Source organism: Undibacterium sp. WLHG33 (assembly GCF_049544815.1).
Taxonomy (GTDB): Bacteria; Pseudomonadota; Gammaproteobacteria; order Burkholderiales; family Burkholderiaceae_D; genus Undibacterium.
The window spans coordinates 1,000,741-1,024,817 of record NZ_CP186697.1 but is presented as its reverse complement, the minus strand read 5'-3'; the positions used below and the strand labels follow the sequence as shown (position 1 = coordinate 1,024,817).

Annotated in this window: 18 protein-coding genes; 9 read left to right on the top strand and 9 right to left on the bottom strand. The window is 52.2% G+C overall.

Annotated features, from left to right (window positions below):
• Positions 1-35 precede the first annotated feature (35 nt).
• Together ACOTSW_RS04615 and ACOTSW_RS04610 are read right to left on the bottom strand one after the other, a co-directional pair.
• The gene (locus ACOTSW_RS04615; protein WP_423681271.1) at positions 36-350 is read right to left on the bottom strand and encodes an NINE protein; all 315 of its coding nucleotides are present in this window, start codon (positions 348-350) and stop codon (positions 36-38) included.
• A gap of 407 nt (positions 351-757) precedes the next feature.
• A complete protein-coding gene (locus ACOTSW_RS04610) occupies positions 758-1,303 on the bottom strand; it encodes a GNAT family N-acetyltransferase (RefSeq protein WP_423681270.1) in 546 nt (181 codons plus the stop codon).
• A 259-nt stretch (positions 1,304-1,562) separates the two neighbouring features.
• On the opposite strand from ACOTSW_RS04610, the gene ACOTSW_RS04605 reads away from it, so the two are divergent.
• Complete coding sequence (locus tag ACOTSW_RS04605; protein WP_423681269.1) at positions 1,563-2,996, top strand: L-cystine transporter; 1,434 nt, start codon at positions 1,563-1,565, stop codon at positions 2,994-2,996.
• Positions 2,997-3,173: 177 nt separating this feature from the next.
• Positions 3,174-4,364, top strand: coding sequence for a serine hydrolase domain-containing protein (locus ACOTSW_RS04600; protein WP_423681268.1), 1,191 nt, complete (start codon positions 3,174-3,176; stop codon positions 4,362-4,364).
• Positions 4,365-4,510: 146 nt separating this feature from the next.
• Here ACOTSW_RS04600 and ACOTSW_RS04595 read toward each other — a convergent pair whose 3' ends face one another.
• Both ACOTSW_RS04595 and ACOTSW_RS04590 read right to left on the bottom strand, forming a co-directional pair.
• Entirely contained in the window at positions 4,511-5,542 is a 1,032-nt protein-coding gene (locus ACOTSW_RS04595; protein ID WP_423681267.1) for a Leu/Phe/Val dehydrogenase, read from the bottom strand.
• A 315-nt stretch (positions 5,543-5,857) separates the two neighbouring features.
• The gene (locus ACOTSW_RS04590; protein WP_423681266.1) at positions 5,858-6,517 is read right to left on the bottom strand and encodes a hypothetical protein; all 660 of its coding nucleotides are present in this window, start codon (positions 6,515-6,517) and stop codon (positions 5,858-5,860) included.
• Between the two features lie 437 nt (positions 6,518-6,954).
• On the opposite strand from ACOTSW_RS04590, the gene ACOTSW_RS04585 reads away from it, so the two are divergent.
• The 3 genes from ACOTSW_RS04585 to ACOTSW_RS04575 all read left to right on the top strand — a co-directional run bounded on the left by ACOTSW_RS04585 (position 6,955) and on the right by ACOTSW_RS04575 (position 13,079).
• Positions 6,955-8,121: an efflux RND transporter periplasmic adaptor subunit gene (locus tag ACOTSW_RS04585; RefSeq protein WP_423681265.1), complete on the top strand. Its 1,167-nt coding sequence runs from the start codon at positions 6,955-6,957 to the stop codon at positions 8,119-8,121.
• A gap of 3 nt (positions 8,122-8,124) precedes the next feature.
• Positions 8,125-11,313 (top strand): efflux RND transporter permease subunit, encoded by a 3,189-nt coding sequence (locus ACOTSW_RS04580; RefSeq protein ID WP_423681264.1) that lies wholly within the window; start codon positions 8,125-8,127, stop codon positions 11,311-11,313.
• A 209-nt stretch (positions 11,314-11,522) separates the two neighbouring features.
• A complete protein-coding gene (locus ACOTSW_RS04575) occupies positions 11,523-13,079 on the top strand; it encodes an oligopeptide:H+ symporter (RefSeq protein ID WP_423681262.1) in 1,557 nt (518 codons plus the stop codon).
• Positions 13,080-13,155: 76 nt separating this feature from the next.
• Here ACOTSW_RS04575 and ACOTSW_RS04570 read toward each other — a convergent pair whose 3' ends face one another.
• On the bottom strand, positions 13,156-14,838 hold the full coding sequence (locus ACOTSW_RS04570; RefSeq protein WP_423681261.1) for an alkaline phosphatase family protein: 1,683 nt from the start codon (positions 14,836-14,838) through the stop codon (positions 13,156-13,158).
• 442 nt (positions 14,839-15,280) lie between these two features.
• Between ACOTSW_RS04570 and ACOTSW_RS04565 the strand changes: the two genes are divergently transcribed.
• The gene (locus tag ACOTSW_RS04565) at positions 15,281-15,658 is read left to right on the top strand and encodes a TraR/DksA family transcriptional regulator (protein ID WP_423681260.1); all 378 of its coding nucleotides are present in this window, start codon (positions 15,281-15,283) and stop codon (positions 15,656-15,658) included.
• A 133-nt stretch (positions 15,659-15,791) separates the two neighbouring features.
• Here the strand turns inward: ACOTSW_RS04565 and ACOTSW_RS04560 are convergent, their stop codons facing one another.
• The 4 genes from ACOTSW_RS04560 to ACOTSW_RS04545 all read right to left on the bottom strand — a co-directional run bounded on the left by ACOTSW_RS04560 (position 15,792) and on the right by ACOTSW_RS04545 (position 21,464).
• Positions 15,792-18,617 carry an ATP-binding protein gene (locus ACOTSW_RS04560; protein WP_423681258.1) on the bottom strand — a complete coding sequence of 942 codons (2,826 nt, stop codon included), beginning with the start codon at positions 18,615-18,617 and terminating at the stop codon, positions 15,792-15,794.
• A 5-nt stretch (positions 18,618-18,622) separates the two neighbouring features.
• On the bottom strand, positions 18,623-19,384 hold the full coding sequence (locus ACOTSW_RS04555; RefSeq protein ID WP_423681257.1) for a hypothetical protein: 762 nt from the start codon (positions 19,382-19,384) through the stop codon (positions 18,623-18,625).
• Positions 19,381-20,757, bottom strand: coding sequence for a hypothetical protein (locus ACOTSW_RS04550; protein ID WP_423681256.1), 1,377 nt, complete (start codon positions 20,755-20,757; stop codon positions 19,381-19,383). Before ACOTSW_RS04550 ends, ACOTSW_RS04555 begins: the two co-directional genes overlap by 4 nt.
• Positions 20,758-21,122: 365 nt before the next feature.
• Positions 21,123-21,464 carry a hypothetical protein gene (locus tag ACOTSW_RS04545; protein WP_423681255.1) on the bottom strand — a complete coding sequence of 114 codons (342 nt, stop codon included), beginning with the start codon at positions 21,462-21,464 and terminating at the stop codon, positions 21,123-21,125.
• A gap of 272 nt (positions 21,465-21,736) precedes the next feature.
• Between ACOTSW_RS04545 and msrA the strand changes: the two genes are divergently transcribed.
• From msrA to ACOTSW_RS04530, 3 genes are all read left to right on the top strand, one after another.
• Positions 21,737-22,276 (top strand): peptide-methionine (S)-S-oxide reductase MsrA, encoded by a 540-nt coding sequence (gene msrA, locus ACOTSW_RS04540; RefSeq protein ID WP_423681254.1) that lies wholly within the window; start codon positions 21,737-21,739, stop codon positions 22,274-22,276.
• Between the two features lie 134 nt (positions 22,277-22,410).
• Positions 22,411-22,983 carry a lysozyme gene (locus tag ACOTSW_RS04535; RefSeq protein ID WP_423681253.1) on the top strand — a complete coding sequence of 191 codons (573 nt, stop codon included), beginning with the start codon at positions 22,411-22,413 and terminating at the stop codon, positions 22,981-22,983.
• Between the two features lie 10 nt (positions 22,984-22,993).
• Complete coding sequence (locus ACOTSW_RS04530; RefSeq protein ID WP_423681252.1) at positions 22,994-24,070, top strand: hypothetical protein; 1,077 nt, start codon at positions 22,994-22,996, stop codon at positions 24,068-24,070.
• Positions 24,071-24,077: the final 7 nt, after the last annotated feature.

Sequence of the window (24,077 nt, the reverse complement as noted above, 5' to 3'; positions counted from 1 at the left end):
TGCGGTTTTATTGTGGTTGAGACTCGCCCTTGATATCAGGTCCAGAGATTGATGGTATTACCGTCTTTATCCGTAAAGCTGCCGACGACGATCATGATGAAATCGATCAGCGCCCAGATACCAAGTCCGCCAAACGTCAGCAGCTGCAAAATACCGGTGCCGATTTTTCCGACATAAAACCGGTGTATGCCAAAGACGCCTAAGAAAAAGCACAGCAATGCTGCAGGCAGTATCCGTTTGTCCGATTTGCTCGTCTCTTGCGGCGTTCCCTGTGGCGCACCGCAGTGGGGGCAGGTCAGCGCGGTTTCATGAATTTCCTTACCGCAGCCGCGGCAAAACACCATACTCATTTTTTCTCCTTGATTTGTAAGCCGGCGCAGTGACGACGCCGGTGATGCGCCACGAATACCTGTCGATCAGAAAACGATGCGTCATGCAAGATACCTTAGTGTCTGACTCCGACATTCGCCCGCCTGATCATAAAAGCAATTTTAAGAGAGAAGTTGTTTTAATGAAATGAAAAAGTTTAAATAAAACAGAACCAGCGCAACACTCCGCGGACAATGTGTGGCGAACAGGGGCACGAAGCGACAGCATAAACAGCGTAACCTTGCCGGCGCTGTTTTTCATCCGCAGCATGCAGAAGACGGAAGAAAGTTGACGTGCAGGTGTGTGAGAAAAATGATGCACCCCGGATGTTGATGGGCCGGGGTTCAAGAGCAGGCGACAACCTCACTGATGTCGCCTTTATGCGGAGTCAGTTTGCGCGATCACCAGCCGCGCTGTCGGCGTACCAGGCTTCACGCGGCATATCATAGACGGCGACTTGCATGTCATACCAGGATTCAGTCGCTTTAAACTGCATGCCGAGTTTTTTCATGACATGAGCAGACGCATGATTATCCGGATGGCAGACGGCACATAATAAGGGCGCGTTCAGTGTGTCAAAAGCAAAACCAGCCATTGCTCTGGCTGCTTCCGACGCATAGCCGTTGCCCCAGCGGTCACGTCTTAATCGCCAGCCTGCTTCCAGTGGATTTGCCGGATCGCGCCCCAGATGCTGGATGCAACCAGCACCGACTAACTGACCGCTGTCTCTGTCAAAAAAAGACCACCAGGAAAATCCGTATTCTTTCCAGCGCGCTTTGACGCGATCGATCATCGCTTGCGTGTCGGCGGGTGTATCCGGCTTTCCGGTAATGTAGCGCATCACTTCGATATCGCTGTTCATTGCGAACAAACCGTCGAAATGACTGTCGTCCATAGGAGTCAATTGCAGGCGCGGGGTAAGCAAGATCGTCATTGGCAGTATCCTTCTCAGGCGTCAGAGTTAATCAGTAGGGCTGCTTTGCAGCAAGACGCTCAGTGTATTTGTAGCGGAACGCTTTCGCAATGCGCTTTGATACCTGCGCTCTCGTGGCGACATCGCCACCATGCAGTGACTTTATCGTTGCCAAGTATAATCGCAGGAGTCATTGATTTTTTATCGAAAAATCTTCACATGCTGAGTGGCCTATCCGTCACTGCTTTTCACTTCATTTCATTTAGACAGAGGCAAGTTCATGATCGGTCCGATCGCTACTTATTCCACCATCTTTGTTTTGATTAATCTGGCCATCGCTGTGGCGATAGGCGGATTGATGTACCGGCAGCAGCGCAGGGAGGCAACGTTCACAGTACGCGTGCTGACCGGCCTGGTACTGGGTGTATTGCTGGGTGCAGCGATGCATCTGTTGTATAGCGGTGATGCCAGTACCGCAGCGATTATTACCACGACCAATGCTTATCTCGACATCGTTGGCACTGGTTACGTCAAGCTGTTACAGATGATCGTGATGCCGCTGATTATGGTGTCGATCGTCGGTGCGATTCTGAAACTGAATGGTGCCAGTGAGCTGGGTAAAATCAGTGCCTTGACCATAGGCACCTTGCTGGCAACGACAGCGGTTGCAGCGGGCATTGGTATTATGATGGCCAAATTCTTTGGCCTGACTGCCGTTGGCCTGAGTTCAACCGCTGCCGAAGTCGCGCGCGGCGAATATCTGCAAGGCACGCTGGCAAACGCAAAAGCGATCAGCCTGCCAAGTTTGCTTCTGAGTTTTATACCGACGAATCCGTTTCTGGATATCACCGGCGCACGTAAAACATCGACGATAGCGGTCGTGATTTTTTCGATTTTCATCGGCCTTTCTGCGACCGGTATCGCTGCAAGCAAACCTTTGCTGTTTGCATCATTCACCCAGTTTGTCGACGTTGCCCACGCTATCGTCATGCGCCTGGTTTCCATGGTGCTGCGTCTGACACCGTATGGCATTTTTGCTTTAATAGCGATGGTTGTGGCGGAATCGAGTTATGCCGATATTCTGAAGTTGATTAACTTTGTCGTCGCATCGTACAGCGCGCTGTTACTGATGTTTTGTGTGCATTTATGTCTGATTGCCGGTGCCGGGCTGAATCCTCTGAAGTTCGCTAAAAAGATATTTCCGGTACTGGCGTTCGCATTCACTTCGCGCACCAGCATGGGTACCATTCCTATGAATGTACAAACCCAGACCCAGCGCCTGGGGACGCCGGAAGGCATCGCGAATTTCGCTGCCTCGTTCGGCGCAACGATAGGTCAGAACGGCTGTGCCGGAATCTATCCTGCGATGCTGGCAATTATGATCGCGCCAACGGTGGGCATCGATCCATTTACCTTCAGCTTTATCGCGCAGCTCATCGCGATCGTCACGATAGGCTCGATCGGCGTGGCCGGTGTTGGTGGTGGCGCGACCTTCGCTGCGCTGATCGTTCTTTCCACGATGAATCTGCCAGTCGCATTAGCGGGACTGTTGATTTCCGTGGAACCCTTAATTGATATGGGGCGCACGGCATTGAATGTCAGCGGTGCAATGACAGCGGGGACGATCACCAGTCGAGTATTGGGTGAAACTGATATGAACGTGTTTAACAGCGACGCAGAATTGACGACAGGCGAGGCCGAACAACGAGCGTAATCACCGTCCTGTCAATGAGCAGACCTGGTAAGCCGCCTGAATCCCGTTTCAGGCGGCTTTATCATTTTCAGCTCCCGACAGAGGTAGTGAAATGCCAGTGCGCCGATATTGCTTATTTTTTAAGTTCGTAGTTGAATGAATGCTGCTTGTTCTTTCCATGAAAAATAAGGTGATCACATGCGGATAAAAAAACTGCTGTTTGTTGTTAGTGGAGCCGTTTTATTTTTCAGTGAATCTTCATTTTCTTCTGCGCAGGTGGTCGCTCAGGCGGTATCAACAACACCGGCAGTTGCAGCGACGCAGGACCAAACAGCCTTATTAAGTCCGGTGGAAAAACAATTAGCGAATCATGTCCGCGCACTTCTTCAGGATAAATGTCAGCAGAATCAGTTTTCCGGTGCGATCTTAATTGCGAATGGAGAGCGCCTCATCGCCGATGGCGCCTGCGGGCAGGCAAATAAGCGCTACCACTATGCGAATACGATAGACACAAAATTTAATATCGCGTCGATAGGAAAGATGCTGACTGCCGTCGCGATTGCGCAATTGGCGGACGCAGGAAAACTCAGTTACGACGATAAGTTGAGTCAATACGTGGATGTGGGTTGGTATCCCAAAAATGTACTGGATCAGGTCACGATAAGGCAGTTGTTGTCACACCGCGCTGGCTTTGGAGACATGCTGTCGCAGCAGATCATTCAGTCGCCTTACATCAGATTGCTGTTTTTGCGGGAACTCGCCGATTACAAACCTTTACTGCAAGGCGACACGCTGAAAGCCGAACCGGGCAGCCGGTTTTCCTATAGCAATACAGGGTATTTTTTATTAGGTCTGGTGATCCAGAAGGCGTCAGGAGAAAATTTTTTCAGCTATATCCGTGAGCATATCTACCGACCTGCGGGGATGCTGAATTCTGACAGCTATTTCCGGGATGAGCCTGTCGATAACATGGCGACTGGTTATTTTTCTACGCCGGAAGCGCCGGATTTTTCAAAAGAGAATAATTTTTATATTCCTTTGCGGGGGCTGCCATTCGGTGCAGGTTACTCGACTGTTCACGATTTATGGCGCTTTACGACCGCATTGCAGAGCGGGAAGTTAATTAAAAAAGATACGCTGCAATTACATCTGACGGAATACAGCCAGGGCCAAAACGTGGGCGGCAGACCCTACGGTTTAGGCTTTCAGATATGGAATAGCCCAGCCGGAAAAGTAGCGGGACATTCGGGCAGCCTGCGTGGCGTATCCGGTGATGTTGCAATGTACCTCGACAGCGGATACACAATGATCGTGCTGTCGAACTATGATTCCGCCGGATCTTTACCTGCGCAACTGGAAGGTTTGCTGCCTAAGGTAGCGGAAAAATGAGCTTGTATCTGCGTACCATGTCAGGTGCTTTTTTTTGGGGCCTGCCCACTGATAATGGAGTTGTGAAACGCACATAAAAAAGCCACCTGATGATTCAGGTGGCTCGCTCAAGATAGCATCCGCAAATCAGGCGGTCGCCAGTCGGTTTATTTTTTAAACTTTGCTTCTGCAATGCGATCAGCTACCACGCTGGTTGGCAGGCCTTCTGCATCGGCGCGGGTGAATACTTCCGTCAGCGTGTCGCCGATACGACGTACATGCGCTTCCATGCCATCTTCCGGTGTATTCAGGTATTCGTAGCAGACTTTGATAATGCCGCCGGCATTGATGACGAAATCCGGCGCATACAAAATACCCTTCTGGCGACAGGCTTCACCGATATCAGCGGTGGCTAACTGATTGTTGGCGGCACCCGCAACGATCTTTGCTTTCAGGCGGGACAATGTATCCGGATTCAGTGTTGCACCCAGAGCGCAAGGCGCATAAATGTCGGCCTGCACATCGTAGATCGCATCAATGCCGACGACTTCTGCACCCAGCTCGTCTTGCGCGCGTTGCAATGCAGCCTGATCGATATCTGCCACGACTAATTTTGCACCTGCTGCATGCAGACGGCGGGCGTAGTCGTAACCGACATGACCCAAACCTTGCAGTGCGACGGTCAGACCGTCAAAGCTGTCGCGTTTGAGCTGATGTCTGATGGCCGCCTGTGCGCCGACGAAGCAGCCGAGTGCGGTAAATGGTGACGGATCGCCACGGTCGCCGAGACCGGCAACGTATTTTGTTTTGCTGGCGACATTGGCCATATCTGCCGGGCTGGTGCCAACGTCTTCTGCCGTGACATAGCGGCCGCCGAGGCGCTCCAGTGCTTCGCCGAGGGCTTCAAACAAAGCCGGTGTTTTATCTGTTTTCGGGTTGCCGATGATGACGCTTTTACCGCCGCCGATAGGCAGGCCGGCAACGGCGTTTTTATAAGTCATGCCGCGTGAGAGGCGCAATACATCGCGTACTGCTTCTGCTTCTGTGGCGTAATTCCACATACGACAGCCACCCATTGCCGGGCCGAGATGTGTATTGTGTACAGCGATAATGGCTTTCAGGCCGGATTTTTCTTCTGAGGCAAAGACAACCTGTTCGTGGTTGTCGAAGTTGATTTCGTTAAATACAAAAGCGGTCATGCTTATGGCTCCGCGCAGCGGGCGACTGTGAACCTGATAAGGCAACAGTGTCTGGCTGCAAAAAGTGAATGAAAAAGGGATAAAAACGGGTACAACAGTTACTGAATAAAAAAGCTGCTGATTGCTGGTTGATGCAATCAAAAGCGCGGTGCGGTGATTGTGTCACGCGGCGGGAAGTATAAGGGACGGACGGCATTTACTCAAACCACAGCAACGGCGCGGTGACTGAGATGCGGCCGATGCTGCGTTTGAGGCAGCAACTGCGCTGGTGTCAGACAGGTCCGGCGAAGTAAGAGAAGATGAAATAAGGCGAAATCAGGCGGCGGCTTGACCCGATGCCGGATGCAGCAGCGCGAATAATTCAGCGGAGTATCGGGTTTGCGATTTAACGCAGCAACCGCGGGAATACGCATTCATGAAACCATGCCGGGTTGCTTTGGCGAGTTCTGCCGTATGACCGCGTTGGCGCAGATCGCTGACCAGTCCTGCCGGATCAAAAGCGGCTTCCTGCTCCGCAAAAATCAGGCGTACCGGACAGACGGGGCGTATTTCACGGTGGTCGCGTATCCGTGAACCATAAAACAGCACCATGTTCTGTAATGAACGCACGAATTCGTGCTGGCTGCTGATCCACAAGGCACTGGCGCCGGCACTGAAACCAATCGCGTGTTTCAGACCGCTCCGTTGTTGCAGGATCGCATTAAGTTTTTCTGTATAGCGGGCGACGCCGCCTTCTGCAATGAATGCCTGGTATGCGTCTTGCTCGGAACGGAACTGTCGTTCCGTATCCTGAAACGGGCTGATGATGAGGGCGTTGACTGAGAGCTGACGTACCAGACTCTGTACCGCAGGGGTGATACCAAAGACATCGGTGGCAATCAGAACGGTCGCAGCGGGGTTGACTGATGCAGCAGTGACGGTGGCGGCTGGAGATGCCGGGGATGCAGTTTGAGCAGATTTGACAAAGGCTGGCACAACAAATACGGAAAAGCAAAGGAGGCCGGAGCCTACCGGACTTGCAGGGGAAAAGCAAGCCGTACAAAGGCTTGTGCTTCGCTTATTTCATACACGCAATGTCTGATTGACAAGAGCTTTGCGACTCATGGATACTGCCAGCTTCTATCCCTCACTACGCATTTATTGAATGCAAGTGTGATTCGCGGGATGTTAAAAAACTGACTGACAATATTGTGATTGCCTGGATTTTTCCCGGGCCGAAGCGTTGATGCTGACCCTGTTGCTTGTATCTGATCTTTGTCTCCGATCCAGGCGTCGCCTCGGATTTTCCGGATTCAGTCAGATCTGCTCCATGTGTTGCGATGTTCTGCATGACAGGTTTAATCGTTGAACCTTTTTTCTTTAGTTTCAGTCTAAGCTGCCTTCTTAAAATGAGAGTATTCCGGAGATTTCTTATGTTGCGACCCAGTCTGATTGTATTAAGTATTGCGCTTGCCCTCACTGGCTGCAGCAAGTTCAAAAAGAGCGACGACCAGACCAAGGCCAGTGCCTCTGCGGCTGCCGAGAAACCTCTGATGGTGACGAATGAGGATTTATCGACGGTACAGAGTAACGCACTGTCTTCCGGCCCCGTGATTACCGGCTCGATTCAGCCGGAACGTAAAGCCGATCTGCGTTCGGAAATTTCTTCGGTTGTTTTGCAGGTGCTGAGAGAGAACGGCGAAACCGTCAAGCGTGGTGATACGCTGGTGCGGCTGGACGACACGTCGATCAAAGACAGCCTCCATTCTGCGCAGGAAGCCGAGCGCGCTGCGGTGCAGACGTTTGATCAGGCCGAGCGTCAGTTGCAGCGCCTGAAAACTCTCAGGGCATCTGGCATGGCGTCGGCACAACAACTCGAAGATGCCGAAATCCGCCGCAATAATACGCAGAGCGATCTGGTTGCCGCAAAGGCGCGCACAGTGCAGGCACGTCAGCAATTACAACGCACCGAAGTCCGCGCACCGTTTGATGGCGTAGTCAGCGAACGTAAAGTGTCGGCTGGTGATACCGCGCAAATCGGTAAGGAACTGGTGAAAGTCATCGATCCGACCAGCATGCGTTTTGAAGGATTGGTGTCGGCGGATAAAGTCACCAGCGTCAAGATCGGGCAGGCAGTCTCTTTCCGCGTCAATGGCTATGGCAATCAGGAATTCAGAGGAAAAGTGAAGCGCGTCGATTTAGCGGCGAACGCAACGACACGCCAGGTCGAGGTGCTGGTGACCCTAGGCGAGGGCGAACAGCCACGCGTATCGGGTTTGTTTGCGGAAGGCATGATAGAGGCCGCATCGACAGAAACGCTGATGATTCCGGGGTCTGCGCTGGTACGTGATGGTGATAAGGCTTACGCATGGCGCGTTAAGGACGGTGTTCTGAATAAAGTCAGTGTCAGTATCGGTGAACGTGATCCGCGTCGGGGCGATTTTGTGGTACGCAGCGGCCTGCAGAATGGCGATAAGGTGGTCAGCAATCCGCTGTCGACCTTGAAAGACGGACAAAAAGTGCAGATGGTGGCTTCTGTTCCTAAAAATACTCCGGTTGCAGTCACTCCTGCTGCAGCGTCCGCAGCTGCGGGGAAATAAACCATGTTTTTATCCGATTTCAGTATCAAACGCCCGATAGCGATGATCGTCATCATCATCGCATTGATGGCGCTGGGCTTACTCGCCCTGAAAAAACTCAAGGTGAATCAGATTCCGGATGTCGATCAGCCCTTGCTGGTGGTCAGCGTGCCGTATCCGGGTGCGTCACCGGAAACCGTGGAAAGGGAAGTGATTAACCGCATAGAAAAATCTTTGCAGAGTATCACCGGTGTCGATAAGCTGACCTCAACTGCTTATGAAGGCAGCGCGAGTATCGTTATCTTCTTTAACTTCAACAAGAACATGGTGGAAGCCTCTGATGAGGTGAGAAACGCGATTGCCGGCGTCCGCTACAAACTGCCGGTGGAAATGCGCGAGCCAGTGTTGCAAAGGGTAGATCCGTCGGCACAACCCATCATGCAGATTGCTTTATCTTCGAGCACGCTGACGCATGCAGAGATTTCACGCAAGGCCGAAGATGAATTTTCTGAAAAATTCCGTGGCATCGACGGTGTTGCGACAGTCACTGTCAATGGTTCGCTCAAGCGCGAGCTGAGTGTCTTGCTGCATTCGCAAAAACTGCGTGAATACAATGTGTCGGTAGCAGAAGTCGTGAACGCCCTAAAGAGTCAGAATACGACCGCGCCGGTAGGTAAAGTTAAAGGTGAACTCAACGAACAAAGTATACGTCTGATCGGCAGGATAGAGTCGCCGGAAGATTTTAAGGCGATCGTGATAAAACGTCGTGGCAGTGAAATCATCCGTCTGGCACAGGTCGCTGATATCGCCGATGGCTTTGCTGAAATCAGCGGTTTCAGTGTCCGTAATGGCAATCCTAACGTCGGTATTTCGGTGACCCGTTCACGCGATGCGAGTACGGTATCGGTAGCGAAACGTATTCGCAGCATGGTGGATGAAATCAATAAGACGCTGCCAGCCGGTACCAAAATGGAAATCACGCAGGACGGCGGTAAGGATGCTGAAAGCAGTCTGAATAACGTCATCGAATCATTGATTTTCGGTGCGGTGCTGACGATTTTCGTAGTGTATGTGTTCCTTAATTCCTGGCGATCAACGCTGATTACCGCGCTGAGTCTGCCGACCTCGGTTGTGGCAGCATTTATTGCGATCTGGTTATCCGGCTTCACTCTAAACTTCATGACTTTGCTGGGATTATCGCTGGCGATCGGTGTGCTGATTGATGATGCGATTGTCGTGCGTGAAAACATCGTCCGGCATATGGAAATGGGGGTGGACAGACGTACTGCTGCAAGTAACGGGACGAAAGAAATCGGGCTGGCCGTTGCAGCGACGACGTTTTCTATCATCGCTGTTTTTATTCCTGTCGCGTTTATGCCCGGCGTTTCCGGAGAGTGGTTCCGGCCGTTTGCGCTGACTGTCGCATCTTCCGTGCTGGTCAGTCTGTTCATTTCCTTTACGCTCGATCCTATGTTGTCGGCGTACTGGGGCGATCCACCGGGACATCATGAAAAGCCCAAAAAAGGGATCAGTCTGGTTCTGGCAAAATTCAATCAATGGTTCGATCATCAGTCAGACCGTTACGGTAACGTGATTGCGTGGGCCTTGCATCATCGCGTCTGGATGGCGGTGATTGCGGGTGTCTCGTTCGTTGTTGCGATTATCTTGCATGCCACGCTGGGCGGTTCCAGCTTTTTACCGGCAGCGGACAATGGTATGCTGATTGTGAACGTGCGCACGCCTTCGAGTTCCAGTCTGGAATACTCGCGTCTGAAAGTTGAAAAATCAGCAGAGCTCGCACGCACGATCAAAGAAACCAAGGCAACCAACAGTACAGTCAATCTGAGTGGTGGCCGCGTCTATGTCGATATTGGCAAAAGCACGGAACGCAAACGTTCTGCGGCAGAGATTGCTGTTGAATTACGTAAACTCGTCGGTAACATCATCGGTGCCGAATACGTGGTGCAGGATGATCTGAACAATGGCGGCGGTAAGCCGGTGCAGATACAGTTCTCAGGCCCGGATGCGCGCAAGCTGTTGGCGATCGCCAATGAATTCATGGACAAGCTCAGAAAAGTGGAAGGTGCAGTTGACGTCGGTTTATCTGAGCAAGAACCGAAAGATGAATTACAGATAGAAATGGATCGCGGACTGGCGAATACCCTGGGTATTTCTGTGAACGATGCGGCGCAGGCATTGCGGGTCGCGTTTGCCGGTGTGGAAGTTGGCGACTGGGTTGATCCTACCGGCGAAACGCGCGATGTGTCTGTGCGTTTGCAACCGGGTGATCGCGTCAATCTGGAAAACATCGAACGTTTGCCGATCTCCGTTACCGGCAGCGACAAGATGGTGCCGCTGGAGCAGATTGCGAAAATCACGATGGGCAAAGGGCCATCGCAGATTCAGCATTACGACGGCAAACGCATGATTGCGGTGTCCGCCAACGTGCAGGGGCGTTCCGCTGGTGAAGTGACTGCCGATGCGCTGAAAATCGCCAAAGCGATGAGTTTCCCCTCCGGCTATGCCCTCGAACTCGGCGGCGCAGCCCGCTCGCAGAAAGAATTGTTCAGCGAGATGGGGATTGCATTGGTGATGGGCATCGGTCTCATGTACCTGATTCTCGTCATGCAGTTCGGCTCATTCACGGCACCGATTGCGGTGATGCTGTCTTTACCTCTGAGTCTGATCGGTGTGGTGGTGGCGCTGTTGCTGACCAAAGGCACACTCAATCTGATGAGCTTCATCGGTATCATCATGCTGATGGGGCTGGTGGCGAAGAATGCGATTCTGCTGCTGGACTGCGCGCGTGAACGTGAGCGTGAAGGTTTCGATCGCGAAGAAGCGCTGATGTATGCCGGGCGAAAACGTCTGCGGCCGATTCTGATGACGACATTTGCTTTGATTGCTGGCATGTTGCCAGTCGCTATCGGTCTGGGGGAAGGCGGCGAGTTTTACCGTCCGTTAGCGATCGCGATTATCGGCGGTACGATCACCTCGACGTTGCTGACCTTGCTGGTGGTGCCGACTTTCTATGACAGTATAGAAATCAACAGCGACCGCATGGTGGCGAAATTCCACCGTCGCGATGAACGCTGGAATACGGCAGTGGCATTTGTGCTGACCTTGCTGGAGGCAATTTTCACCGTGACGTTTGTCCGCTTTATTTTCCGCCTGCCATTCCGTATCTGGCGCAAAATAAAAGGCAAAAAATAATACGAAAAATCATTCTGCTGTCGTCGGCAAGTCAGGGCTTTACCTTCTTGCTGACGTCTCTTCAGCTTGACGTGATACCGGCAAATCCGGATACTTCGTCCGCTATTTAGGACAACAATACAGCAGGATAAAATGTTTTTTACAGACGGCCTTTACCAAGGGCCGTTTTCTTATTGTTCAACACAACAACAATGAAACTGGAGAGGTCGATGACGCAAAATACCGGGCACGCTGAACAAGCGAAAATGCCGCCACAAATTCCCTACATTATCGCGAATGAAGGCTGCGAACGTTTCAGCTTTTATGGCATGCGCAACATCCTGACCTCGTTTCTGATTACCAGCCTGTTATTATCGATGCCGGAAAACATGCGTGCAGGCATGGCAAAAGAAGTCTTTCATACCTTCGTGATCGGCGTTTATTTTTTCCCTTTGCTGGGTGGCTGGCTCGCTGACCGTTACTTCGGTAAATACAATACCGTGTTCTGGCTCAGTCTCGTGTATTGCGCAGGACATGCGTGCCTGGCGATATTCGAGGATAACCGCAATGGTTTTTATACCGGCCTGTTTCTGATCGCGCTCGGTTCCGGCGGGATTAAACCACTGGTGACCTCGTTTGTCGGCGATCAGTTTGACCAGACCAATCGCAAGCTGGCGCAAAAAGTATTCGATGGCTTTTACTGGATCATTAATTTCGGTTCCTTCTTTGCTTCGCTGCTGATGCCGCTGTTCCTCAAGCAACTGGGTGCCAGCGTCGCCTTCGGTATTCCCGGTGCGCTGATGTTCATCGCGACCATGATTTTTTGGTCTGGCCGCAAAAAATATGTGCATGTGCCACCGGTCTCAAAAGACCCGCATTCTTTCCTGAATGTCGTGCGTACTGCGCTGACGACCAAAGTTGCAGGCCAATCGAATAGTGGCACGCTGATAGCATGGCTGGGTGCGTTGCTGGCAGTTGGCTCGCTGTTCCTGATTCCGGCTATCGGCATCGTTGCCGCATTGTGTCTGGTGCTCGTGTTAATGCTGGGATTCGGCGGTATGGGCGCATGGATGCAACTCGATCGCGCGCGTGGTGCCCATCCTGATGAGGCAGTCGATGGTGTGCGTTCTGTGTTGCGTATTCTGGTGGTGTTTGCACTGGTGACACCGTTCTGGTCTTTGTTTGATCAGAAAGCCTCAACCTGGGTATTGCAGGCCGATCTGATGACGAAACCATCATGGTTCCAGTCCTCACAGATGCAGGCATTAAACCCGATGCTGGTGATGCTGCTGATTCCATTCAATAACCTGATTCTGTACCCTATGCTCAAGCGTGTGGGCGTTGAGCTGACTGCCCTGCGCCGTATGGGTCTGGGGATTGCGTTTTCCGGCCTGGCATGGATTGTCGTCGGCTTTATGCAACTGGCGATTGATGGTGGCAATTCGATCGATATCACATGGCAAATCTTGCCGTATGCTTTGCTGACTTTTGGTGAAGTGCTGGTATCTGCGACCGGTCTGGAATTCGCTTATAGTCAGGCACCGCTGGCAATGAAAGGCGTGATCATGAGTTTCTGGAATCTGTCCGTGACGATAGGTAACTTATGGGTATTGCTGGCTAATTCCAGCGTGAAAAGCACAGCAGTGACTGAGCAGATCAAAACGACAGGCATTAGTGTGACGGCATTTCAGATGTTCTTCTTCGCCGGTTTTGCCTTACTCGCGGCCTTACTGTTTGCGCTGTATGCGAAGAACTACAAAATGCTGAACAACTACCGCAAAGCCTGAAGCAACAAGTCAGGCTACTGAAATAAAAAAAGCCGCATGATTTTCATGCGGCTTTTTTCTAATTGCATTAATCAGATCACTGCAGTGCTTCTGTCAGCACACGGCCTTCGGCAGCTGATGGCGGACGCACGCGCAACAGATGCGCGAGTGTCGGTGCAATATCCATCACCTCTGCATACTGACCGTAAGCGCCTGCTTTAATCCACGGTTTGCCCATGATCATCAGCGGCACATTCGTGTCATACGAGTAAGGGGAACCATGCGAAGTACCTTGCTTACCGCTGCTGAAATACCAGAAAGGTTTGATGACCACCATGATGTCGCCGGATACCTGACGATTCCAGGCGCGTTGCATCAAGGTGCCGATGCGGGTAGCTGGCAGATTGCCGTTTTCCAGTTGAGTACGGGTGAAAGCATTCGCCACGCCAGGGTAATTCAACAGGAAACGTGCGGCGGTGTTTTCTACTTCTTCCCGTTTCAGATTCTTTTGCTCTATCAGTGTGTAATCCAGAATCACATTTGGCGGTGACCATTTTCTGACCAGGTTTTCCTGCCCGAATTTTTCCGCCAGATGTTTACTCAATGCTGCCGACATTTGCTTGCCATCGAGGCGCTGTGCATCGCGTTTGATCGATTGTGAGAATTCCGGCACATTCGGGAAGCCATGATCAGCAGTCAGTACGACCATGGTGTTATCAAGGCCAACACGTTTATCCAGATAACTGAAAAAATTCGCCAGCAGACGATCGAGTCTTTGCAAATGATCGTGCGACATCCGGCTTTCAGGGCCGAAACTATGATTCACATAATCATGGCTGGATAAGCTGACGCCCAGCACATCCGGCACACCGGCAGGATTGCGGCCCAGATTTTCGCCTTCCACCGCAGCACGTGCAAAGTCCAGTGTCATTTCATCGAGATAAGGACCGGTGTACAGCTTGCCGTAATATTCCGCATCCGGTTTGCCGGATTTGCTTTCATATTTAAACGGGAAGCGGTTTTTTTCGTCAGCAATCAGATCGTCGCTGGCATCACCGGCATACGACGCATCTGCAAGTAAGGGACGCCATTCTTTGCCATAGAATCTATCCTGTGGCTTGCTGGCATGGTATTGCTGCACCCACTGCGGGTGGCTTTGCATGTAATAGGTGCTGCTGGCGAAATTGCCGGATTTGCCCATATACATATACGCCGTCCCCGCTTTGCCTGCGAGCAGAATCGCGCCGCGATCCTTGCCGGATACCGTGATCACTTTCGCGCGGTTACCGGTTGCGTAGCGCAATTCGTCGCCCACCGTGCTGGCGCGTAAATTAGCAGGCGAGGTTCCCGCACCGGGTTTGGTTTCATCGCCGATATAACTGTGCGCATTGTCTTGCGTACAGTACATGGATTCCAGCGTTTTCGTATCTGTCCAGTCGTTCGAGATGATGCCGTGCTGGTAAGGATACGCGCCCGTCAGTACGGCAGCGTGACCGACCGCGGTGACTGTTACGCCGTGCGCCTGATGCGCATTATTGAACCAGGCTCCCTGATCCAGCAGACGGCGGAATCCGCCCTGACCGAACTGATCACGATAACGCGTGACTTGCTCTTGCGGCAAACCATCGACCACCAGTACCACGACCAGTTTTGGTTGTGCAGGTTTGTCTGCCGCAATCGCCGGAAATGCTGCCAGGCTGCTGGTGGCAGCGAGACAAGTAAGTAAAAACAGCCTGCGCATGGGGCGCATAGTAAGCAAGGCGGGCTTCATTAGTTTCATGTTGTGATGTTGTTGAGGTTAACGAAAACAGACTACCGGGATACGTCCGGTAGTCTGACTAAGGAATAAAAGCATATCGCATCATTATTTCATGCCGAGCTGCTGACGAGGTGTTATTTACGCTCCGCTGAGTATGAATCCTGCCGCCTGAGACCATGCGTTGCCGTTATCTGCTGAGGTATGGTAACTTAAGCCGGAATATCCGTCTTTTATGCTGAACTTGATCATCTTGTTTTAAGCTGCGGACTACCGCAAAATGATTCAGGTAAGGAGTGATACAGACAGGATGCACAATGCGATCAGGGCCGTAACGCAGTCGTCACGGTGTTATATCCGCTCAGGGTAGAAGCTGGCAGTACCCGAGTTGCTTTTGATCAAGACGGTGTGGTCTTGGCCAGGTTAATCTGTATATCTGGCAGGTGATTGAATTAAGGGAGAAAATATGAGTCTCAACAGCGCACAACAAAACAGCTTAAAAGAAAAACTGGATAGCTTGCAGCAAAATATACAAGAGGAGCTGCGGCAACATAATCCGGAAAGTCTGCAGATACAATCGGGCGAGGGCGATCGCCTGACGAACGATGCACTCAATGCCGATGAAATGGCGCAATTCCTGCATCACCACACAGAGTGGCAGGCATTACAGCGGGCGCGGGTGCGACTCAATGAAAATGTTGCTGATATCTGCAGCGAATGCGGTGCGACTATTCCGTTTCCACGTTTAGAAGCTGAACCGACCGCAGAGCGGTGTATCGATTGTCAGGGGAAGCTTGAAGCCAACGATCAGCGTCTGCATCTGCATCCGCATTCCAGTATGTAATTTTCTGACTCTCTTAAAAAAGACCGGTCAGCAGCATGCTTGCTACTGACCGGTTTTTTATAGATGCGTATTACGTCAGAGTCAGACCGAAACAGCGATGCAAGCCGCTGTCCGCCATCCTGCACATGCTTTCTTATCTTGCATCTTTCAGCTTTTCGACTTTCCTTTGCAGCACAAAAATCGGCTGCGCCCATTCGCTGTCTTTTTTCTTTTTGCTGGTGATCAGCGTCAGTTCTGACGGGTCATAGACATCGGTGTTATGCGTCAATGGCGTCGTCATCAGATATTGTGCATCGGTATTTTTCAGGAACTCGCCAACCAGCTGAATATTACGGATATCCAGATGGGCAAACGGTTCATCAATGAAAACGAAGCCGCCGGAACCGTCTTCAGATTTCAGCAGACCGATCAGCAGAATCAGTGATTTCATGACTTGCTGGCCACCGGATGCTTCACCGTCATTCATACCGATAGGGCCTTTGCCATCGAATTTAAAACGCACATGCAAGCCGGCCTGCGCAAGTTGTATATCGTCGTTCTCCAGCTTCACCGGATCGGTATGCACTTCAATACCGGCCAGCTCGCCGAGCTGGCGGATATTTTTGCTGTACGCCTTAATGGTGTAACGCAGTCTGTCCATGTAGGCGGCGCGGGCATTGATGGTGGCCTCGATCGCCCGGTTATTCTGATAACGGCGCTCATCGGTTTCTGCCTGACGGCCTTGCAGCAAGGTGTTCAGACGGGTGTACTGATCCACCACAGTGGAGTCGGTTTCCCAGTCATCGCGCGCCAGATTATTGCTGAGGCTGCGCAGTCGTAATTCGATCTGATGGACGTTTTCGTGTTCCGCCACCAGTTCACGCCGGTGTGAAGCGCGCTTCCAGTTGGGCGGCAGCGTATGCCAGGTATCGCGCATGCTGCGCAGGGTTTCGTATTGCGCGGCACGCTCTTCGGCGTGACGCTTTTCTGATACACGCAATTGCGCTTCGGCATCGGCGATCGCTGCCTTGGCCTGTTCCCATTTCAGATGCGCGACAGAGCGTTGCTCGGTTGCTGCTTTCAGCAGCGGTGCGATTTCACCTAAGCGGCTGCCGACTTCGATACGCTGTTGTTTCAACGGTTGCGTATTGCGCTGTGCTTCTTCAAATTCGGCGTGACGCGCACTGAGTTCTTTCGCTGCATCGACACCTGCCAGACGCGCTTTATACGCGCTGATTTCACCGGCAAGTTTGCTGATGTTCATGGTCAGCACGTCTTCCTGCGATTGCAGGCGCGGCAGCGATTTCAGCAATGCTTCCAGACGCTGAGTACGACCGGCGTTACCGAAACGATAGCGCGATACGTCAACAAACAGCGAGCGTCCGCCACGTCGTTCAAAATGATAGGCATCGGGCGTGATCCATTCTTGCGAACGCGGCAATTTCATGCCTGCTTCGATAGATGCGACGGTGGTGACACGCTGTAATTGTTCTATCAGCCAGGCAGGTGCCTGCGCGGTGAAATTCACGACGGACAGCAGGCTCTGATCTTTGACGACGGGAGCGCTGACACGCTCAGGCACGATGAAGTGGCTGTATTTTTGTTTCTCACCAATGCGGTAGGCCGCTGTGGCATCGCTGGCTTTATCGAGCAGTATCACTGAGGTATAGCCGCGCAACATTCCCTCTACCGCGCCTTGCCATTGCGGGTCGGTGACTTCGACAATATCAGGCAACATGCAATGTGCGATGCCCGCGTCGTTCAGAGCACGGCGCATCTGGCGTACGTTTTCCGGGTCGGGCAGTGCTGATTTTCCTTGCAGCGCAGCGATGGTATCCATCTCGCTGGCGATGCGCTGGCTGAGCGCGTCGCGTTCCGCTTTCTGACGCGAGAGTTCGGCTTCTTTTTTCTCTAAGTCGTCGGCGACGTTGGCGACATCGGCATCAGCTTCGGCGGCCAGTTTTTGTAACCGGCTTTTTTGCTCGAGCAGACTTTCCTGCGGTTTCAGTTTGGCATTGATTTGCTGCAGTTTTTCACGCAACGCCGATTCTTCGGCTTCCAGCGCCGCTTCTACTTGTTTGGCTTCCGACACTTCATGCGCTTGTTGCGCCAGATGTTGCCGACGGCCTGACAGGGCTTCGTCCTGTGTCTTCAGCAGACGTTTACCGGCGCGCAGCGACTGGCTGGTGGCAGCGGCTTTTTCCAGTGCTTCATGATATTGCAGCGTCGGCAGAATTTCTTCCTGCAGATCACGTTTTTCTTTCAGCAAACTTTCGTACTGATGGTAATTGGCGACCTTCAGACGTAAACCTTCCAGATTCGCCTTTGCAGCTTCGAGTTCAGTTTCAAACCGCTGCAATTCAACTTCAGTATCATGCTGATGACGCTTCGCATCGTCGTAAGCATCCAGCACTTCTTTGTCACCAAAAACCTGAAACACCAGATCGAGTAACTGACGCGGGGCGTATTCGCACAGCTTGTCAGTTTCGCCCTGTTCGAGTGCCAATACCTTGCCCATCGCATTCGACAAGCCCGCATGAGACAAGCGTTTCCGGTAGCTTTCCACACCCAGCCAGTCGTGCGCTTCGATCACTTCCTCGATCTCGACTTTACCGCCGCGCATCAGATACTGACGCTTCCAGTCGCCACCGTTTTTTTCTATTTTGCAGAACAGGGTGACTTCATCTTCGTACAAACCGGACATGCGGAAAGGGCGATTTGAAATCTGCGGACCCACCGCGCTGTTATCGACTACTGCGCGTATCCAGGCAGTTTGCTGGCCGGAATGGCGCGCATAGTGTTTGTAGGAGCGTCCCATAGAACATTCGAGCCCGAACAAGGTGCGCAAGGCATCGAGCAAGGTGGTTTTGCCGGAACCGTTTTGTCCGGCAATCGTAATGATCTTGGCGTCGAGAGGAATATTTTTGATGCGCTGCCAGTAATCCCAGTGCACCAGTTCCAGCGATTTAATATGAAACATAAGTTTTATTCTTTTCCGGTGTTGAGGGGCGCGTCTGCATCGGTATCTGTATTTGTATCCGCATCGCGGTTGTCGTCACTTGCCAGCGTTTCTTCGGCGTCCGTTTCTTCATTGGCTGGAGTCAGAATCGCAGGCGTACGCACAGCGGGAATCTGGAAAATATCCGACAGCGCGCCATTGATGATGCGGTCTTTCAGCGTGTCGGTATCCATCAGCAGATCGAGCAGCGGGCCTTCCAGAATCAGATCGCCTTTGCGTTCGATAAAACCGACGCGCGCCAGCTGACCGAGGTTCATATCCATGCGCGTTTTTTTACCGAGCTTATCGCCGAAATCGGCCAGCAATGCGCGGTATGAAATACCGATCGAGGTATCTTCGGCGCGTGGCAAAGGTTTTTCTTTACCAAACATATCGTTCTGATCTTCTTCTGCGAGCTGATGTGCTTCCTGGCGTTCGCGTTTCGGCAGAATAATCAGCGACCACAACACCACCAGCAGCGCAACGCCATCGCGGGCGAGGCCGAAATTATTGTTTTGCCAGGTTTCTTTGGTGCCGAAAACTTTCGATTCGCTGTCGCGTGTTAATGCCAGTGTGACGTAATCGGCATACACGTTATCAACGAATTTCATGCCGCAGGCTTTGAGCCTCGCATCGAGTTCGGTACGGAAATTTTCATCAGACAAAGCGCGTTTGACGAGCTTGTCTTCACGGCGCAGGGTTTGATGCGCAAGCAGGCGCGCAATCAGAATTTGTGCATCTTCGGTCATGGTGTTTCTCTGTTGGTACCAGTGCTGAATCCGGCATTGCTGCCAGCATCGTCGGCACTGAATATCGTGTGAATGGCAGCAGGTGCAGCGCTGATGCTGGCGACCGAAATCGCGGCGACATGGGCATCCTGTACCTTTTGCATTTTGTCTTTGGACTGAAAGACCAGCGGCAAGCGCGCCAGATTGGCCGTTGCCCCTTGCAGCGCTGATTCATTGACATCGCCCAGCAACGGCAGCATCGATGCGCGGTACGAGGCAATCGAAAAACTCGCAGGCAGCAAAATGTCCTGCAGCGCGATCGGTTTCTCGCGCGCGTCTGATTTACTCAGCAGATCCAGCCAGTGATCGAGTTCATGCAGCGCATCGTCATCATCATTGGCAATCGAGACAGCATTTTCACCAGCAGGCAGGGCGCCGGCGACCACTGATACACGATGGCTCAGCAATTCGCTTTCGGCCACGTCTATCATTTCTGAGGGCGTGATAAACAGCGGTGTGACCGGACTTGCCAGCGCATCGTCAGCCAGCGCAGCGAGGTCTTCTTTTTGCAGCAGCCAGGTTTTGATATCGGTCGTCGATAAACCCGACTGTCCGAGATGCACGCGTTGCCGTTCGATCTGATTCAGCGCACGTGAAAACATGCCTTGCATATTCAGCAGCGCACTCTGCGCGCGGCCGATGGCCTGCGCGGCGCGGTGGGTGGCCGCATCGGCCCGTTCATCGTGGGTGATCGCGTGGATGATTTGCGAACCTTTTTCCACCCAGTCGCAGGCGGTATGCCATTTCTGCTGCGCTGCGCGTAACTGGAATTCAGAGCCGGATGCAATCGCATCTGAAAATTCTTCGGTCAGCTCGATCAGACGGCCTAACAGATGATGCAATTGCTCGACCGAGACACCGCCAACTGCTTGCGCACCGGCGACCTGCGTCAGCATGTAACTCATCTCAGCCTGATCGTTATTTTCTTCCGTGTGCAGCAGCGATTCTATGGCGGCCAGCACATTGCGCGCGGTCGGCGTGATGCGATACACCGACTGGCTGGCATCCCACACCAGCAGGCCGGTTGAGCGCAGGCGCGACAACACGGTTTCGAGCGCATCCGGCTCCAGATAACCGAGTTTGGCATTGATATCGGCGCGGCTCAGCGATGGCGTTTCGACATCTGCCGTCAGCTCGCGCAAGACCAGCAGACGTAACAAGACGCCGTTGAAGCCGCCATGAAACAGCGCCGTGAATGCCTGTAATACAGGCTGGGCGCGCTTTAAGGGGAAAACGGCGGAAACGTCGTCGGGAGAAATACCAGTTTTGAAATACGTCTGCAGAGCGAGGTCTTCCCCGGTCTGGACGTGAGCGTCGTCACTAAAATTTTGCATACGGCATTTTACCCGCTTGCAAGGGGCTTGAGTATTGTCTGAAAGCTATTTTCAGACAGGGTAGAGAGGTGCTGATGCAGGGTGTTTTTGCTACCGAGCGGCGCAGTTCAATTCCGGGTTCAGGCTGAAACGGATGTGACGGCGTTCCTCGGGCTAAAATAATACTGGGGGGGAGTATATTTAAAAGCTCTTTATTTGTAAGGAGCTCTGAATGTTTTTGGCACATACTCCCCCGAATTGATAGGTTAGCAAACGAAATTCAGGATGAAAGCGGGTCTGTCGGACAGTTAACCCGGCAGACGCTTGTATTGGATGCTACCGACCGCGCAGGAGTCATGTTGCAGGTTGTTGCTTGATCCGGCCTTTTACTCCAGCCTTTTTTTATCGTATTTATGTTCGACGATACGCTGATGTACGAATTCCCGCTCATCCGGCGTCGCTTGCAATAAGCGAGTCACGGCTGCGCGTGGCACCCGGTAGTAGCGACGGCGGTTCTGGCGCGAATCAAGCGTGCGCCAGCCACGTAAAGTCAGCCATTCCCATTGTTCGTAATTGATAGGCAAGAACAGTTGCATCTTCAGCCTGTCAAGCGTGATCGTGCTGCCAAACGCCGGTTTCGCTCCGGGCGGCGGCAGCAAACGCCGGCGGCGTATATGGAATACCGTGCGTAACTGATCTCTGAGTTTACGGATGGCCTGATAAAGCATGATGACAACTCCTGCCGGAAAATGGTGATCATAAATTTTAAGTGCAGGAACGAGGGGTAACCTGTAAAAAATTGTAATTTTAATTACATAAAGCGGATGCAGAATGATGTTGCCTGCGCGGTGAAGACGTCATCCATAGCTATCACCAACCCGTGTTCTCGCGCTTGTATATACTCGTTGTTATGTACAGGTGCAGCGGTGGTCTGAAATTGAGTCGCTGTCAGCAAAAGACCATTTCTGCACCTTTGTTTTAACGTAATCAGGACAATACTATGACGAATCCCGGCACAGAAATTGCCACCCTGGGTGGCGGTTGTTTTTGGTGCACTGAAGCGGTGTTTCAACAAATTCGCGGTGTGCAGAAAGTCGAGTCCGGTTATACCGGCGGCAGTGTGCATCAGCCCAGTTATCAGCAAATTTGCACCGGGCAGACTGGTCATGCAGAAGTGGTGCGCTTGACGTTTGACCCGGCTCAGGTGTCTTACCGTGAATTACTGGAAGTGTTTTTTACGATACACGATCCGACGACGTTGAATCGTCAGGGTAACGATGTCGGAACGCAATATCGTTCCGCTATTTTTTATCATGATGAACAACAGAAAAAAACAGCACAGGAAGTGGTTGCGGCGATGGCTGCGGTATGGGATGCGCCTATCGTGACGGAAATCACGATGGCACCGATGTTTTATATCGCCGAAGACTACCATCAGAATTATTATCGCCAGCATCCTGAACAAGGCTATTGCGCGTTCGTGGTGGCGCCTAAAGTGGCGAAGGCACGAAAAATTTTTGCCAATAAATTAATTTATTGACATATTTATTTGACACTATTCCTCCGGAACCTGCGCTGCAAAGCTTCAACATTCATCCCTGATGTATCAAATCCGGATCCGCGGATGACGATGTCGGGGTCTCTGCATCGATAAACGCTCTTCCGGAGGTTGCAATGGCACTGCGCGATGTGAATCAGGCGACAGTAGACCTGATCAAACAATACGAAGGGATACCGGACGGTAATCCTGCAACAGACAATATCGATCCTTATCTTGATCCCGTCGGTATCTGGACTATAGGGTGGGGACATGCGATCACTTATCAGGGGCGATTCCTGAAAGGAGTTGCGGATAAGGCGCAGATGCAAAGCCTGTATCCAGGGGGCATTACACTCGCTCAGGCCGAAGCCTTGTTGCATACGGATCTGATGAACGCAGGGCGCGATGTGTCGTCGGTCGTGCTGGTGTCCCTGAATGACAATGAATTCGGTGCGCTGACCAGTTTTACCTTCAATCTGGGGATCGGTAATTTGCGCAGTTCAACACTGCTGAAGATGCTCAATGCCAATAACCGTGCCGGTGCGGCAGATCAGTTCGGACGGTGGGTCATGGCGGATGGCAAACCCTTACCGGGACTGGTCAAACGCCGCGCCGCCGAACGGGATTTATTTCTAACCCCGGTAGTGACGCCAGCCGTAGCACCCGCATCCTTTACTCCTATCACACCAGTTGCACAATCCGCTTGAGGAGAAAACAATGAGAGCGCCTTCATTTCTGTGTGCTGTGCTGCAACGATGTTTTGTCGCTGTTTTTCTTCTTTGTGGTTTGTCTTCGATTACTGCTGATGCTGCCGATGCTGCCCGCTCCGCCGATATTGTGGCGGTTGAAATCAATCATCGCTTTGTGATTGCCAGCCCCGGTATTTGTGACCGTGTCAGCAGCGATCAGTACGCCGGAGTGGAATTGCGCATACAGGGACAACTGACGCCACTGAAACCGATTGATTGCAACCCGGATGCGATTGGATATGGTATGCAATTTTTTATGCCGCAGCTTGATGGCAGTGAACTTGGTGTCATGCGCGAGTTACTGGTCGGCTCGCCGTGGAAAGATGCGAAACACGGCTTTCGCCGCGACCTGCCTTACAGCCTGAGCATAAATACGGTTACTGGTAGTGTGGCGCTGGCAAACGGCATATTGCGTCTGCAGATATTGCGTCCTTCGTATCTGCTGCTGGGATTCGGCTTCATACTCGGTGTCGGCTTTGCATTATTGCGCCTCGGACGTGATTCGGGTTTGCTGCGCGATGTCACCGATCTCGCGGTTCGTTGCCGTAGCTTCAGTCTGTCACGGGTGCAGATGGCATGGTGGTTTTTTATCGTGTTTGCTTCTTACATGTGGTTGTGGCTGGTCGGGGAAGGAATTCCGACCTTATCCAGTCAGGCGCTGGGCTTGCTTGGCATAGGCAGCGTGACGTATTTTGCCGCCGCTGGCGTGGATGCGACCAAGCCACCTGTCAACAGTGAGAGTCAGGGTTTCTGGAACGATATTCTGAGTGATGCGCAGGGGCTGGCTTTGTACCGTTTTCAGATGCTGGTGTTCAATCTGTTGTTTGGCATTCTGTTTATTTTGTATGTTGTACAGCATGTCAGTATGCCTGAATTTGACGGCAATATTCTGACTTTAATGGGGATGAGCGCCGGCACTTATGCAGGTTTTAAAATTCCTGAAAAAACGCAGAGTGTCGCGCTTAATCCGGCGTCACCGGAACCAACAGTATCGACGGAAGATGTCGGTGAGGATCCTAAAAAAGCCTACAGCCCGATTGCCTGAAGCCGGG

Excerpts from the sequence above, each read along its gene's own strand:
- msrA (WP_423681254.1), top strand. The coding sequence starts at position 21,737 with ATGACGAATCCCGGCACAGAAATTGCCACCCTGGGTGGCGGTTGTTTT.
- ACOTSW_RS04575 (WP_423681262.1), top strand. The coding sequence starts at position 11,523 with ATGACGCAAAATACCGGGCACGCTGAACAAGCGAAAATGCCGCCACAA.
- ACOTSW_RS04545 (WP_423681255.1), bottom strand. The coding sequence starts at position 21,464 with ATGCTTTATCAGGCCATCCGTAAACTCAGAGATCAGTTACGCACGGTA.
- ACOTSW_RS04530 (WP_423681252.1), top strand. The coding sequence starts at position 22,994 with ATGAGAGCGCCTTCATTTCTGTGTGCTGTGCTGCAACGATGTTTTGTC.
- ACOTSW_RS04610 (WP_423681270.1), bottom strand. The coding sequence starts at position 1,303 with ATGACGATCTTGCTTACCCCGCGCCTGCAATTGACTCCTATGGACGAC.
- ACOTSW_RS04565 (WP_423681260.1), top strand. The coding sequence starts at position 15,281 with ATGAGTCTCAACAGCGCACAACAAAACAGCTTAAAAGAAAAACTGGAT.
- ACOTSW_RS04580 (WP_423681264.1), top strand. The coding sequence starts at position 8,125 with ATGTTTTTATCCGATTTCAGTATCAAACGCCCGATAGCGATGATCGTC.
- ACOTSW_RS04560 (WP_423681258.1), bottom strand. The coding sequence starts at position 18,617 with ATGTTTCATATTAAATCGCTGGAACTGGTGCACTGGGATTACTGGCAG.
- ACOTSW_RS04555 (WP_423681257.1), bottom strand. The coding sequence starts at position 19,384 with ATGACCGAAGATGCACAAATTCTGATTGCGCGCCTGCTTGCGCATCAA.
- ACOTSW_RS04570 (WP_423681261.1), bottom strand. The coding sequence starts at position 14,838 with ATGAAACTAATGAAGCCCGCCTTGCTTACTATGCGCCCCATGCGCAGG.
- ACOTSW_RS04605 (WP_423681269.1), top strand. The coding sequence starts at position 1,563 with ATGATCGGTCCGATCGCTACTTATTCCACCATCTTTGTTTTGATTAAT.
- ACOTSW_RS04535 (WP_423681253.1), top strand. The coding sequence starts at position 22,411 with ATGGCACTGCGCGATGTGAATCAGGCGACAGTAGACCTGATCAAACAA.
- ACOTSW_RS04615 (WP_423681271.1), bottom strand. The coding sequence starts at position 350 with ATGAGTATGGTGTTTTGCCGCGGCTGCGGTAAGGAAATTCATGAAACC.
- ACOTSW_RS04600 (WP_423681268.1), top strand. The coding sequence starts at position 3,174 with ATGCGGATAAAAAAACTGCTGTTTGTTGTTAGTGGAGCCGTTTTATTT.
- ACOTSW_RS04585 (WP_423681265.1), top strand. The coding sequence starts at position 6,955 with ATGTTGCGACCCAGTCTGATTGTATTAAGTATTGCGCTTGCCCTCACT.
- ACOTSW_RS04595 (WP_423681267.1), bottom strand. The coding sequence starts at position 5,542 with ATGACCGCTTTTGTATTTAACGAAATCAACTTCGACAACCACGAACAG.
- ACOTSW_RS04550 (WP_423681256.1), bottom strand. The coding sequence starts at position 20,757 with ATGCAAAATTTTAGTGACGACGCTCACGTCCAGACCGGGGAAGACCTC.